At 36.9% G+C, this 14,084-nt stretch carries 11 protein-coding genes; 10 read left to right on the forward strand and 1 reads right to left on the reverse strand.

Annotated features, from left to right (window positions below; translation table 11 throughout):
* The first annotated feature begins 2 nt into the window (after window positions 1–2).
* From uvrB to ACFO3L_RS05550, 7 genes are all read left to right on the forward strand, one after another.
* Window positions 3–1,991: an excinuclease ABC subunit UvrB gene (uvrB, locus tag ACFO3L_RS05520; RefSeq protein ID WP_379964658.1), complete on the forward strand. Its 1,989-nt coding sequence runs from the start codon at window positions 3–5 to the stop codon at window positions 1,989–1,991.
* A gap of 12 nt (window positions 1,992–2,003) precedes the next feature.
* Window positions 2,004–4,829: an excinuclease ABC subunit UvrA gene (uvrA, locus tag ACFO3L_RS05525; RefSeq protein WP_379964660.1), complete on the forward strand. Its 2,826-nt coding sequence runs from the start codon at window positions 2,004–2,006 to the stop codon at window positions 4,827–4,829.
* 165 nt (window positions 4,830–4,994) lie between these two features.
* A complete protein-coding gene (gene rapZ / locus ACFO3L_RS05530) occupies window positions 4,995–5,879 on the forward strand; it encodes an RNase adapter RapZ (RefSeq protein ID WP_379964663.1) in 885 nt (294 codons plus the stop codon).
* The gene (locus ACFO3L_RS05535; protein WP_379964665.1) at window positions 5,876–6,862 is read left to right on the forward strand and encodes a gluconeogenesis factor YvcK family protein; all 987 of its coding nucleotides are present in this window, start codon (window positions 5,876–5,878) and stop codon (window positions 6,860–6,862) included. Before rapZ ends, ACFO3L_RS05535 begins: the two co-directional genes overlap by 4 nt.
* A 36-nt stretch (window positions 6,863–6,898) precedes the next feature.
* Window positions 6,899–7,834, forward strand: coding sequence for a DNA-binding protein WhiA (gene whiA / locus ACFO3L_RS05540; RefSeq protein WP_379964667.1), 936 nt, complete (start codon window positions 6,899–6,901; stop codon window positions 7,832–7,834).
* A gap of 94 nt (window positions 7,835–7,928) precedes the next feature.
* Window positions 7,929–9,182 carry a carboxylate--amine ligase gene (locus tag ACFO3L_RS05545; protein WP_379964710.1) on the forward strand — a complete coding sequence of 418 codons (1,254 nt, stop codon included), beginning with the start codon at window positions 7,929–7,931 and terminating at the stop codon, window positions 9,180–9,182.
* A 3-nt stretch (window positions 9,183–9,185) separates the two neighbouring features.
* Complete coding sequence (locus ACFO3L_RS05550; protein WP_379964670.1) at window positions 9,186–9,887, forward strand: amino acid racemase; 702 nt, start codon at window positions 9,186–9,188, stop codon at window positions 9,885–9,887.
* A gap of 45 nt (window positions 9,888–9,932) precedes the next feature.
* Here ACFO3L_RS05550 and ACFO3L_RS05555 read toward each other — a convergent pair whose 3' ends face one another.
* Entirely contained in the window at window positions 9,933–10,445 is a 513-nt protein-coding gene (locus tag ACFO3L_RS05555; RefSeq protein ID WP_379964674.1) for a thioredoxin domain-containing protein, read from the reverse strand.
* A gap of 241 nt (window positions 10,446–10,686) precedes the next feature.
* Between ACFO3L_RS05555 and cdaA the strand changes: the two genes are divergently transcribed.
* From cdaA to glmM, 3 genes are read left to right on the forward strand one after another with little or no spacing between them, the layout of a single operon-like run.
* The gene (gene cdaA / locus ACFO3L_RS05560; protein WP_379964677.1) at window positions 10,687–11,574 is read left to right on the forward strand and encodes a diadenylate cyclase CdaA; all 888 of its coding nucleotides are present in this window, start codon (window positions 10,687–10,689) and stop codon (window positions 11,572–11,574) included.
* Complete coding sequence (locus ACFO3L_RS05565) at window positions 11,574–12,647, forward strand: CdaR family protein (protein WP_379964679.1); 1,074 nt, start codon at window positions 11,574–11,576, stop codon at window positions 12,645–12,647. Before cdaA ends, ACFO3L_RS05565 begins: the two co-directional genes overlap by 1 nt.
* Before the next feature lie 36 nt (window positions 12,648–12,683).
* Entirely contained in the window at window positions 12,684–14,039 is a 1,356-nt protein-coding gene (gene glmM / locus ACFO3L_RS05570; protein WP_379964681.1) for a phosphoglucosamine mutase, read from the forward strand.
* Window positions 14,040–14,084: the final 45 nt, after the last annotated feature.

Here is a 14,084-nt window from a genome sequence, read left to right on the forward strand (position 1 = left end):
TTATGATTGAAAGAGATACCACGCGAAAGTTTAATTTAGTTTCTAAATATCAGCCGGCAGGGGATCAGCCTCAAGCAATTCAAGAATTAGTTTCTGGCATTAATGAGAAACAAAAAGCCCAAGTTTTGCTAGGTGCTACGGGAACGGGGAAAACGTACACGATTTCAAACGTTATCCAGTCGGTCAATAAACCGACTTTAATTATTGCACATAATAAAACACTGGCGGGTCAATTATATGGCGAGTTTAAGGAGTTCTTCCCAGAAAATGCGGTTGAGTACTTTGTCAGTTATTACGATTATTATCAACCAGAAGCTTATGTGCCTTCGAGTGATACGTATATTGAAAAAGATTCGAGTGTCAATGATGAAATTGATAAATTGCGTCACTCCGCAACATCATCATTGTTAGAACGAAATGATGTTATCGTTGTTGCTTCGGTTTCATGTATTTTTGGTTTAGGTTCACCGATGGAGTATCAAAAACAAGTCGTTTCTTTAAGAATGGGCATGGAAATATCCCGTGATCAGGTCTTAAGAGCGCTAGTTGAAATTCAGTTCGAACGTAATGACATTGATTTTCAGCGTGGGCGTTTTCGTGTGCGCGGTGATGTGGTCGAAATCTTCCCGGCTTCACGTGATGAGCGCGCTTTGAGAGTCGAGTTTTTTGGTGATGAAATCGATCGGATTCGTGAGGTAGATGCGTTAACAGGTGAGATTATGAATGAGGTGGAACATGTTTCAATCTTCCCGGCAACTCACTTTATGACGGATGAAGATCATTTAGAAACAGCCATTCAAGCGATTCAAGATGAATTGACAATGCGTTTAGCGGTATTACACCAAAATAATCAACTGTTGGAAGCCCAACGTTTAGAGCAACGAACCAACTACGATATTGAAATGATGCGTGAAATGGGGTATACATCTGGTATTGAAAACTATTCGAGACATTTAGATGGTCGAAAAGAAGGCGAACCGCCATATACATTGCTGGATTTTTTTCCGGAAGATTCTTTGATTGTAATTGACGAATCGCATGTGACAATGCCTCAAATTCGAGGGATGTATAATGGGGACCGTGCGCGTAAACAAATGCTCGTTGATTATGGGTTCCGATTACCATCCGCACTGGATAATCGTCCATTACGCCTAGAAGAATTTGAAAAACATGTCAATCAAATTATTTACGTTTCCGCAACACCGGGACCTTATGAGTATGAACAGACAGACCATATTATTCAACAAATTATTCGTCCAACTGGTTTGTTAGATCCAGTCGTTGAAGTTCGTCCGATTATGGGTCAAATTGATGACTTAGTCGGTGAAATTAACGAACGTGTGGCAAAAAATCAACGTGTTTTTGTCACAACTTTAACTAAAAAAATGTCAGAGGATTTAACAGATTACTTTAAAGAACTTGGTATTAAAGTAAAATACTTACATAGTGATATCAAAACTCTAGAAAGAACGGAAATCATTCGTGACTTACGTTTAGGAGAATTTGACGTATTGATTGGTATTAATTTACTGCGTGAAGGGATTGACGTACCCGAAGTTTCGCTTGTTGCAATTCTAGATGCAGATAAGGAAGGTTTTTTACGAAGTGAGCGTTCGCTCGTGCAAACGATTGGTCGAGCGGCTCGTAATGCGGAAGGTAAAGTCATTATGTATGCGGATAAAATGACGGATTCTATGCAAAGAGCGATTGATGAAACACGTAGAAGGCGTGAAATTCAAGAAGCATATAATGAAGAACATGGCATTGTTCCGCAAACAATCATTAAAGATATTCGCCAAATGATTTCAATTTCAAAAGTAGCAAAAGAAGATGGAAGCGATGTTGCAACCTCTTATAATGATCTTTCGAAAGAAGAAAAAGAACTCTTTATTTTGAAATTAGAACAAGAAATGCGCGAAGCAGCGAAAACATTAGATTTTGAAAAAGCAGCAACACTAAGAGATACAATCTTAGAACTAAAAGCGCAATAAAGGAGCAAAATGATGGCAAATGATAAAATAATTATCAAGGGCGCACGCGCTCATAACTTGAAAAATATAGATGTGACAATCCCACGTGATGAGCTCGTTGTTATTACGGGATTATCGGGTTCCGGTAAAAGTTCTCTCGCTTTTGATACGCTTTATGCCGAAGGGCAACGACGTTATGTTGAAAGTTTATCGGCTTATGCTCGTCAATTCCTTGGCCAAATGGATAAGCCAGATGTTGATAGTATCGATGGTTTAAGTCCTGCTATTTCAATTGATCAAAAGACAACGAGTAAAAACCCTCGTTCAACGGTAGGGACCGTCACAGAAATTAATGATTATATGCGTTTATTGTATGCTCGAATTGGACACCCCATTTGTCCAAACGATCATATTGAAATTACAAGTCAAACAATTGAACAAATGGTTGATCAAGTTTTGGAATTACCCGAGCGCAGTCGAATTCAAATTTTGTCACCACTTGTTAATCAAAAGCGTGGACAACATAAAAAAGTTTTTGAACGCATTCAAAAAGAAGGATATGTTCGTGTCCGTGTCAACGGTGAAATTTATGATGTTAGTGAAGCGCCAGAGTTAGAAAAAAACAAAAAGCATGACATCGCAATTGTCGTCGATCGAATTGTCGTAAAAGAGGGTATTCGTTCACGCTTATTTGATTCTTTAGAAAATGCCTTACGATTAGCAGAAGGTTATGCGCTAGTTGATGTCGATGGTGAAAAAGAATTACTCTTTAGTGAACATTATGCCTGTCCTTATTGTGGATTTACTGTTGGTGAGTTAGAACCACGGTTATTCTCGTTCAACGCGCCATTTGGAGCTTGTAGTGAATGCGATGGTTTGGGAATCAAGTTAGAAGTCGATGTTGATTTAGTTGTGCCTGATCGCTCAAAAACGTTGCTTCAAGGGGCATTGATTCCTTGGAATCCAATTAGTTCGCAATATTATCCACAAATGCTTGAGCAAGCCTGTGCCGAATTTAATATTGATATGGATACGCCATTTGAAGAATTGCCAGAAGAGCATCAGCAAATCATCTTATATGGGTCAAATGGTGAGACTTTCCATTTCCATTATGAAAATGATTTTGGTGGTATTCGTGATGTGGAGGTGGCTTTCGAAGGTGTAATTACTAATATCAATCGTCGTTATCATGAAACGAATAGTGATTTTACACGAGAACAAATGCGTTTATATATGACGGAACTTTCTTGTCAAACATGTCATGGTTATCGTTTGAATCCGCAAGCTCTAGCAGTGAAAGTCAACGATATGCATATTGGGGAAGTCAGTGACTATTCAATTAATCATGTGATTGATTTTGTTGAAGGATTAGAGTTATCTGAAGCTGAAAAAATCATTGCGCATTCAATCGTCAAAGAAATTCATGATCGTTTGAGCTTTTTGCAAAATGTGGGACTAAATTATTTAACTTTAAGTCGTGCATCTGGTAGTTTATCAGGTGGCGAAGCCCAACGTATTCGTTTAGCTACCCAAATTGGCTCCAATCTTTCGGGAGTTTTATATATCTTAGACGAACCTTCAATCGGCTTGCATCAACGTGACAATGATCGCTTACTAGGCTCATTGAGAAAAATGAGAGACTTAGGAAATACCTTGATTGTCGTTGAACACGATGAAGATACGATGATGGCGGCTGATTATTTAATTGATATCGGTCCAGGAGCAGGTCACGCGGGTGGTGAAGTTGTGGCTTATGGAACACCACAAGAAGTGGCAGCGAATCCTGATTCTTTAACTGGTCAGTATTTATCTGGTAAACGAAAAATTCCAGTGCCAAAAGTTCGACGTGAAGGCAATGGTTTGTCAATCAAAGTCTCAGGCGCAACGGAAAATAACTTGAAAGATATATCGGTCGAATTTCCTTTAGGGCGTTTTGTGGCCGTTACAGGTGTCTCAGGTTCAGGAAAATCAACACTAGTCAATGATATTTTGAAAAAAGCTTTGGCACAAAAGATTAACCGCAACTCCAATAAACCTGGGAAATTCAAAAAAATAACGGGTTATAAACATATTGAGCGCTTAATCGATATCGACCAAAGCCCGATTGGTCGTACACCACGTAGTAATCCGGCGACTTACACCAGTGTTTTTGATGACATTCGTGATTTATTTGCAGCTACCAATGAAGCCAAAATACGAGGATACAAAAAGGGTCGTTTTAGTTTTAACGTTAAAGGTGGTCGTTGTGAAGCGTGTAAAGGTGATGGTATCTTAAAAATTGAGATGCACTTTTTACCGGATGTTTATGTGCCATGTGAAGTTTGTCATGGCAAACGCTATAACTCTGAGACATTAGAAGTTCGTTATAAAGGAAAAAATATTGCCGACATTTTAGATTTGACCGTTGAAGATGCAGTTGTGTTTTTCAAAGCAATTCCTAAAATCCATCGTAAATTACAAACAATTGTCGATGTTGGTTTAGGCTATGTGACTTTAGGTCAACCGGCAACAACTTTATCGGGTGGGGAAGCACAGCGGATGAAGCTAGCTAGCGAACTTCATAAAAAGTCACACGGGAAAAGTTTGTATATCTTGGATGAACCAACGACAGGTTTGCATTCCGAAGACATTGCCAAATTGTTAGTCGTCTTAGAACGTTTAGTCGATCAAGGGAATACTGTTTTAGTCATTGAACATAATTTAGATGTGATTAAATCGGCCGACTATTTAATTGATTTAGGACCAGAAGGTGGCGAGGGTGGGGGTACATTACTTGCTACCGGTACTCCAGAAGAAATTGCACAAGTTGCCGAAAGTTACACAGGTCAATATTTAAAAAAAGTATTACAAAAAGGTTAATGAATGATAAAAAGGCAGAGACATTTCTTCTCTGTCTTTTCGTGCGTATTAATCAAGTTTAATCAGGTGGTTTTTTTGTTTTTATGAACATTAAGGAAAAACGATAGCCATGACACGCACGGAGTGTTACAATGGTGAGTAGAAAATTAAAAAGGACTGATTGCGATGACAGAAAGTTTAGAGCTAGTCATTATTACTGGTATGAGTGGCGCTGGGAAAACAGTGGCAATTCAAAGTTTTGAAGACATGGGCTATTTTTGTATTGATAATATGCCCCCCAATCTAATTCCGAAATTTTGGGAATTAGTAAAAGAATCTGGTAAAGTAACGAAAATAGCATTAGTTGTTGATTTACGTTCTCGTTCTTTTTTTGAAGAAATCCAAAGTATGTTAATTAGTATTGAAAATACAGCCTTTATCGATACGCGGGTCTTGTTTTTAGATGCCTCTGATAGTGAGTTGGTTTCACGCTACAAAGAAACTCGCAGAACACATCCGTTAGCTATGGATGGTTTAATCACTGAAGGAATCCGTAAAGAACGCGCAATTTTAGATGATTTAAAAACACAAGCATCAATTGTGATCGATACGACAAATTTAACACCGCGTCAATTGCGTGAAACGATTAATCATGAGTTCAAAGCATCAAAAGAAAGTGGATTCCGAATTGAAATGTTATCGTTTGGTTTTAAATATGGGATTCCAATTGATGCTGATATCGTGATGGATGTGCGCTTTTTACCAAATCCACATTATATTTCAGAGTTAAGACCGCAAACAGGCTTGGATCAACCCGTGTATGATTATGTGATGAGTTTCCCTGAAACAGAAAGTTTCTATCAACAGTTTAATCAACTATTGCATAGTATTGTTCCAGGCTATATTAAAGAAGGCAAAAGTAGTTTAACAGTAGCTATCGGTTGTACAGGTGGACAACATCGTTCGGTTGCATTAACAAAACGTTTAACGGAATCGTTTAAAGATGAATATAAAGTCAATACGACACACCGCGACAAAGATAAGCGGAAAGAAACGGTTAACCGCTCATGAAATTAAAAACGTATCGTATTCGTAAACCGAAAGTTGTGGTCATCGGTGGGGGGACAGGCTTACCTGTCCTTTTAAAAAGTTTACGAAATCAAAGTATGGATATCACAGCTATCGTGACGGTGGCCGATGATGGTGGTAGTAGTGGCGAGTTGCGTGAATCCATAACAACAATGGCACCACCAGGGGACTTAAGAAATGTCTTAGTTTCCCTATCAGATATGCCGCAATTATATGCTGATATTTTCCAGTATCGTTTTAAAAAAGAAGATAAATTTTTAGCGAATCACGCTTTGGGAAATTTGATTATTGCAGCGATGTCCGAAATGCGTGAGAGTACCTATGAAGCGATTCAACTTCTTTCAACGATGATGCATGTTCAAGGGAAAGTTTATCCTTCATCCGATCAACCGTTAGTTTTACATGCCGTTTTCAAAGATGGTACGAGTGTTTCTGGTGAATCAAAAATTGCGGAACATCGTAAAACAATTGATCATGTTTTTGTTACTCAAGCTTGTGGAGCAACACCAAAAGCTGCCCGAAAAGTTGTCACGTCAATTTTAGAGGCCGATTTAATTGTCTTAGGTCCAGGAAGCTTATTTACAAGTATTCTACCAAATCTAATGATCCCAGAAATTGGTGAAGCATTACTCCAAACGACAGCAGAAACTGTTTATGTTTGTAATATTATGACACAAAAAGGTGAAACGGAGCATTTCTCAGATGCTGATCATATAAAAATTTTGCATCAGCACTTGAAGCAACCATTTATTGATACTGTTTTGGTTAATACCGAAAAAGTTCCAGAAGGGTACATGGATTTTGAAGTCTATGATGAATACCTCGTTCAGGTAACACATGATTTTAATGATTTAAGAGCGCAAGGTTGTCGCGTCGTTTCGACAGATTTCTTAGAGTTACGAGACGGTGGCGTCTTCCATGACGGTGATAAAGTTGTTGAAGAGTTACTAAGAATTTTGTATTAATAAGGTTACTGGAATCTAGAAAAAAGAGGTGATAAGATGTCTTTTGCATCAGAAGTAAAAAAAGAATTAACAACATTGGAAGTTCATCGTGAGCATGCAAAGGCTGAATTAGCTGCTTTGATCCGGATGAATGGTTCCTTAAGTATTCAAAATCAGCAATTTATATTAAATGTTCAGACTGAGAATGCGGCAATTGCTCGTCGTATTTATTCATTATTGAAAGATCATTATAATGTTCGCAGTGAATTACTTGTTCGCCGTCGGATGAAATTAAAGAAGAACAATGTTTATATTGTGCGATTAAAACAAGAAACAAAAGATGTTCTTGATGATTTAAGTATCTTAGAAGGTATGATGGTCCATAGTCATGTTTCCGATGACATTATGGGGAATTCTCAAAAAATGCGTTCTTATTTACGTGGGGCTTTTATGGCGTCAGGCTCCGTGAATAATCCTGAAACGAGTCGTTATCATTTAGAAATTTATTCAACGTATGAAGAGCATAATCAAGATATTTGTGATATGCTCAATTATTATGATTTAAATGCTCGGACACTTGAGCGCAGAAATGGTTATATATCTTATTTAAAGGGAGCCGAACATATTGCTGACTTTCTCACATTGATTGGTGCAACCAATTCCATGTTGAAGTTTGAAGATGTTCGAATTGTCCGAGATATGCGTAACTCTGTGAATCGTATTGTCAATTGCGAAACAGCCAATATGAACAAAATGATTGATGCTGCTTCTAAACAAATTGAAAATATTGAATTCATTGAAGCGCGAGTTGGCTTGAGCGCTTTGCCTGAAAAATTGCAAGAAATTGCCCGTTTACGTATTGAAAATCCAGAAGTTAGTTTGAAGGAACTCGGGGAAATGGTCCCTTCAGGTGTGATTTCGAAATCAGGAATTAATCATCGAATTCGTAAAATCAATGAATTTGCTGAGAATCTCCGAGAGAAAAGTCGTTAATTTTCAAATAAAATCGAAGAAATCTTTAAAAATGTATGTTTTTTATGGTAGGATGATTGAGATGAAGAAAATCTTGGAAAAAGAGAGTGTTAAAATGGTACAAAAGAAATTTGTCCCTATTTTACTAGGGAGTGACATGAATGTTTATGGAATGGCCAAATCATTCCATGAAGCTTATGGAATTAAATCAGAAGCTCATGCTGGAATCGTTCTAGCACCAACGAAAGATAGTCAAATTGTTACGGTCCATCCAACCGAAGGATTTGATGAGGATCCAATTTTTACTCAAACATTGCTGGAATTGGCTCAAACAACTTACAATCAATCGGACGTTACCTATTTGTTAATTCCTTGTGGCGATGGTTATGCAGAACTTTTATCGCAAAATAAAGCGGTCTTAGCACCCTATTATACATTTATTGCCAATGACTATGATTTATTTAAAAATTTAGTCAATAAAGTAGCTTTCTATGATGTTTGTGAGAAATATAAATTGCCATATCCTAAAACACAAATTATTACAAAAAATGCTTTAAAATCGGGGAAATACGAGGATGAACTGCCGTTTGATTTTCCGGTTGCTTTGAAGCCAGCCAATAGTGTGGAATGGTTATCTGTTGAGTTTGAAGGACGAAAAAAAGCTTTTATTATACATGATAGAAATGAATTTGACGTCATTATTGAACGCATTTATCAAGCTGGTTACCAAAGCGAAATGATTGCGCAAGATTTTATACCAGGTGATGATAGTAATATGCGTGTGTTGAACTCGTACGTTGATCATAATCATCAAGTTCGTTTGATGGGCTTAGGTCACCCGTTGTTAGAAGATCCTAGTCCAGGATCTGTGGGTAACTATGTTGTGATTTTACCAGATGAAGACGAAAAGCTCTATCATCGCATTGAGAAATTCTTAAAAGACATTAATTATGTTGGTTTTGCGAATTTTGACTTGAAATACGATGCAAGAGATGATGAATATAAACTTTTTGAAATTAATTTGCGTCAAGGTAGAAGTAGTTTCTTTCTAACTTTAAACGGCTTAAACTTAGCGAAATTTATTACGGATGATTTAGTATTCAATCGTGAGTTTAAAGGAACTGTGTATGGTAAAAGAGACTCTGATCAATCCAAACTATGGTTAGGTGTTCCAAAGAAAGTCTTTTTAGCCTACGCCAATGAAAATGCTGAAAAAGAACGTGGTAAAAAATTATTACAAGCTGGACGTTGGGGAACAACAATTTTTTATGAAAAAGACCATTCGCTGAGTCGTTTTTTACGAATGAAGTGGGCCTTCCATAAATACAATGAGCGATTTAAAAAATACTTTGAAGTGAAAGAAGGGTAATCAATGCGCGACTTTTTTAGTATTCTTGGAGGCATGGGAACAATGGCGACAGAAAGCTTTATTCATCTGTTAAACAAACGCGTCGATGCTAAAAAAGACCAAGATTATTTGAATTATGTGTTATTCAATCATGCGACCGTGCCTGATCGAACAGCTTATATTTTAAATAAAAACCACGAAAACCCCTTGCCTTATTTATTAGAGGATATCGAACAGCAAAATAAATTACAACCAGCCTTTATCGTTTTGACCTGTAACACTGCACATCATTTTTTTGATGAGTTACAAGCTGCTACGAACATACCAATGCTTAATATGCCACAGGAAGCTGTTAAAGAAGTTGTTCAATCAGGGACAACTGGAAAAGTGGCTTTTTTTGGAACAGAAGGTAGTGTCAAAGCGGGAATTTATGAAAAGGCGATGCGGGCTTCAGGTTTAGATGTCTATCTTCCACCATATGAATTACAACAAAAAATTAGTTATTTGATTTATCATGAAATTAAAGAAAATGACTATTTGAATGATGTTTTATACTATGAAATTTTACAGGCGGCACTGGATGCGGGCTGTAAAAAAATCATTTTAGGTTGTACGGAGTTATCGTTAATGCAAGAACATTTTTCAAAACACGATTTTCCGGTAGTCGATGCCCAATCGGTTTTAGTCGATCGGACAATTGAAAGAGCCTTAACATTAAAAAAATGAAGAGTTAGGAAAGGTTAATCCCTTTCTTTACTCTTCATTTTATTTTCATTGTAAATAAGCCGCTAATGTTTCTGCGGAGATATTTTCATCAAAAATATGTTCACCTAAAATTACTGTTGGCACAAATTGAATATTTGCTTCATTCGCTTCGTCAATAACTTTTTCGGACATTGTAAGATTTTCTTGTAACGTTAATTTTAAAGTTTCTTCAGCAAACTGAGCGACTTCCTCTAAAGGTAGAGCGCCCCAAGTACTTTGTGTTTCATAGATTTTAGTTAAATCAAGCAAAGCTTGCTGACCATCTGTCTTAGAAATATAGCGATGCATCACATTTCCTGATTGTAAAGAAGCTTTTTCTTTATCGAATAATTTTATGACGCGTTGTAATTTTCCTTCGGCAACGGCAGTTGATAAAATTTCTGTAGATTGTTCAAACCATTTTTTACAATAAGGACAACGGACATTCATAAATTCAAAGGTTTGTTTTTCAGCGGGATCACCAATGAAAATACCTGATTGTGCGTTTACTTTATCTGCTTTAATAATTGAAATATCCATATACAAACTCCTTTGTGTTTCTTTGTAATTAGTAAAATATAATCTTTATCTACTATAGCAAAAATATTACCAACTAGTAAGTCAGAAGTTTTATGAAAAGCAATTTTCTTAGTGAATACTGAAAAAAGTTGTTAATAAATGCAGAAAATGAACTGAAATTTTTATTTTTTAAGAAACTAGTAGGGGAAGCTATGTTATAATTAAAATGTTGAAAATTAAAAGATGAGGGAGGTATGCGGATGTGAATAATATAGGAGAATGGCTCAGTCTGGAATATTGGCAACAATTTTTTTCATGGGATATTTTTACGAGTTCACTCTTAATTAATGTTTTAGATGTCCTTGTCGTCTGGTTCATGGTCTATAAGTTAATCCAGTTATTACGTAAAACGAAGGCGCTACAGTTATTCAAAGGTGTTGCTGTTTTCGTCGCTATTCATTTCTTTTCGGAAGTTATCGGTCTACATACGCTTTCATGGTTAATGGATCAAATTATTGTTTACGGGGTAATTGCTGCTATCGTTATTTTCCAACCAGAAATACGGCGGGGACTGGAACATCTTGGAAGAACATCTTTAATTGGTTCTGAAAAAGGGAAAAAAAACCAGGATGAAGCCATGGTGACGGCATTAGATAAAGCATTACAATACATGTCAAAACGGAAAATTGGCGCTTTAATTACGATTGAGAATAACACTTCTTTAGAGGAGTATATTGAAACAGGGATTAAATTAGATGCCGATCTTTCTGAAGAATTAATCATCAATATCTTTATTCCCAATACACCGCTTCATGATGGTGCTGTGATTATTCGAGATGGTAAAATTGCAGTGGCAAGTGCTTACCTACCACTATCAGATAGTTTATTAATTCCAAAGCATTTTGGAACAAGGCATCGGGCAGCTGTAGGTGTTGCTGAAGTGACGGATTCTTTGACATTAATTGTTTCCGAAGAGACCGGTGAAATTAGCATTGCTTATCAAAATCATTTATATTCGAGTTTGACTTCAGAAGAATATGTGGAAATGCTAAATCAAACACTGATTCCCGAAGAAAAAGATTCAGAGAAGAAAAATATTTTCATATCATTGTGGAATGAGATTAATCGATTAACGCGAGGTGATCGTTAATGTTTACTAGGGAACGAGTAACGAATATCATGTATGCATTATTATCTTTGACTTTTAGTTTGATTTTGTTTTTTAATACAAAAAGTTCGACTTTTACACCTGGAATCATCGCACCAAACCGCATCGAAGAAACGATTCAATCCGTTAATATACAGCCGATTTATGATACGAATAAATACTTTATTCAAGGATATGAACCGACTGTAACTGTACGTTTAAGTAGTTTGAATCGTATTCTTCTAAGTGGAGAAGTCAATGAAGAAACACGTACTTTTCGAGTGGTTGCTGATTTAAGCCAGTTAGAAGAAGGGACACATGTCGTGCCTCTTAAAATCCAAAATTTGACAAGTGGATTAGATGCTTCAATTGAGCCAACCAATATCACTGTAACGATTGAGCGGCTGGAGACGAAAACTTTTCCAGTGGAAGTCAATATTTCCAATACAAATTTAGCAGAGGGCTATTTGTTAGCTGGAACAAAAGTAGACCCAACGGAAGTTCAAGTCACAACTGGCCATGAAAGCATGCTAGAGATTGCGAAAGTGGTTGCTAACTTGGATTCTTTAGAAGGGGTGAATAAAAACCTTTCAAAAGAAATACCAATCTATGCTGTTGATAAAGATGGTGAAATTTTAAGTGCAATTCTTTCTAAAGAAAAAGCTGTGGTTACTCTAGAAATTAAAGCGCCACAAAAAGAAGTTCCGCTCATTTTTGAACAGACGGGGACAATGCCACAAGGAATTTCCCATTTTGATATTCGCTTAAGTCAACAGACGGCAGTGTTGATTGGTTCGCTTGATTTATTGGCGAACTATGAAAGTTTAACAGTGCCAATTGATATCTCGAATATTAGAGAAAAGACAGAACGCTCGATTACTTTAAGCGCGAGTGAAGGGGTCTTTGTTCATCCCCAACAAATTATGGTGACAATTTCACCTGTACCAATTGTGGTTGAAGAAAGTTCAGAAGATGAGAAAACATCAACTTCCTCCACTTCCGCTAAACCGCAACAAAGTAGTGAAACGTCAACAACAGAAAATATCGTAGAAAATACTTCTACGACTACTAATTAAAATGGAATCATTCGTAGATAAGGAGAAATAATAAAAATGGGTAAATATTTTGGAACAGATGGTGTTCGTGGAGAAGCAAATAAGGAACTAACTCCCGAATTAGCATTTAAATTAGGTCGATTTGGTGGCTATGTATTAAGTCAGCATGAATCAGGCGATGCACGTCCGCGTGTATTAGTTGGCCGTGATACGCGAATTTCTGGTGAAATGTTAGAAAGCGCACTAATCGCAGGATTATTATCTGTCGGTATTGAAGTTTTCCAACTAGGTGTGATTGCAACGCCAGGAGTGGCATACTTAACTCGTACACAAAAAGCCAGCGCTGGTGTTATGATTTCAGCTTCGCACAATCCAGCAGAAGATAACGGTATCAAATTCTTTGGTAATGATGGTTTTAAATTAGTTGATGAACAAGAATTAGAAATTGAAGCGTTATTAGATGCTGAAGAGGATACGTTACCACGTCCATCAGCACAAGGATTAGGAACGGTTAGTGAGTTCCCAGAAGGCTTATTAAAATATTCTAAATTCTTAGAACAAACGATTAATGGTGATTTATCAGGAATTAAGGTTTGTATTGATGGCGCTCATGGTGCGACAGCAACTCTTGTTCACCGTTTATTTGCGGATTTAGAAACAGAATTCTTTACCATGGGAACATCACCTAATGGATTGAATATTAATGATGGTGTTGGTTCAACACATCCAGAAAAACTAGCAGAATTTGTTGTTGAAAAACAAGCAGATGTTGGTTTGGCTTTCGATGGTGATGGTGATCGTGTAATTGCGGTTGATGAGTTAGGTAATATCGTTGATGGCGATAAAATTATGTATATTTGTGCAAAATATTTAGCTAAAAATAAACGCTTGAAAAAAGATACAATTGTAACGACGGTAATGAGTAACTTAGGTTTCCATAAAGCTGTAGAAGAAGCCGGTATGAAAGATGTCATTACTCAAGTCGGTGACCGTTATGTGGTTGAAGAAATGCGCAAAAATGATTACAACTTTGGCGGCGAGCAATCCGGTCATATGATTTTCTTAGACTTCAATACGACTGGTGATGGGATGCTATCTGGTATTCAATTATTAAATGTGATGAAAGAATCAGGTAAAAAATTATCAGAACTAGCTGCAGAAGTTACGATTTTTCCTCAAAAACTAGTGAATATTCGCGTTTCAAATAAAGAAGGCGTGATGGATGTACCGGCGATTAAAGCTGTGATTGAAGAAGCTGAAGCAGAAATGGGTGGGAATGGTCGTATTTTAGTTCGCCCTTCAGGAACAGAACCATTGTTACGTGTAATGGCTGAGGCACCAACAGATGAATTAGTTGAATATTACGTTGAAAAAATTGCAGATGTTGTTCGTGCTGAAATTGGTATTGATTAATTAAAATATTTGTTTATAAAAACGTCGTTGGATGATTGGTCCAAC

Origin of the sequence: Enterococcus eurekensis, from assembly GCF_042654605.1 — a bacterium.
In the GTDB taxonomy this organism is placed as follows: Bacteria; Bacillota; Bacilli; order Lactobacillales; family Enterococcaceae; genus Enterococcus_I; species Enterococcus_I eurekensis.

What these genes read in the sequence shown, in the direction of transcription:
- uvrB (WP_379964658.1), top strand. Translation starts at nt 3, where the DNA reads ATGATTGAAAGAGATACCACGCGAAAGTTTAATTTAGTTTCTAAATAT.
- uvrA (WP_379964660.1), top strand. Translation starts at nt 2,004, where the DNA reads ATGGCAAATGATAAAATAATTATCAAGGGCGCACGCGCTCATAACTTG.
- rapZ (WP_379964663.1), top strand. Translation starts at nt 4,995, where the DNA reads ATGACAGAAAGTTTAGAGCTAGTCATTATTACTGGTATGAGTGGCGCT.
- ACFO3L_RS05535 (WP_379964665.1), top strand. Translation starts at nt 5,876, where the DNA reads ATGAAATTAAAAACGTATCGTATTCGTAAACCGAAAGTTGTGGTCATC.
- whiA (WP_379964667.1), top strand. Translation starts at nt 6,899, where the DNA reads ATGTCTTTTGCATCAGAAGTAAAAAAAGAATTAACAACATTGGAAGTT.
- ACFO3L_RS05545 (WP_379964710.1), top strand. Translation starts at nt 7,929, where the DNA reads ATGGTACAAAAGAAATTTGTCCCTATTTTACTAGGGAGTGACATGAAT.
- ACFO3L_RS05550 (WP_379964670.1), top strand. Translation starts at nt 9,186, where the DNA reads ATGCGCGACTTTTTTAGTATTCTTGGAGGCATGGGAACAATGGCGACA.
- ACFO3L_RS05555 (WP_379964674.1), bottom strand. Translation starts at nt 10,445, where the DNA reads ATGGATATTTCAATTATTAAAGCAGATAAAGTAAACGCACAATCAGGT.
- ACFO3L_RS05565 (WP_379964679.1), top strand. Translation starts at nt 11,574, where the DNA reads ATGTTTACTAGGGAACGAGTAACGAATATCATGTATGCATTATTATCT.
- glmM (WP_379964681.1), top strand. Translation starts at nt 12,684, where the DNA reads ATGGGTAAATATTTTGGAACAGATGGTGTTCGTGGAGAAGCAAATAAG.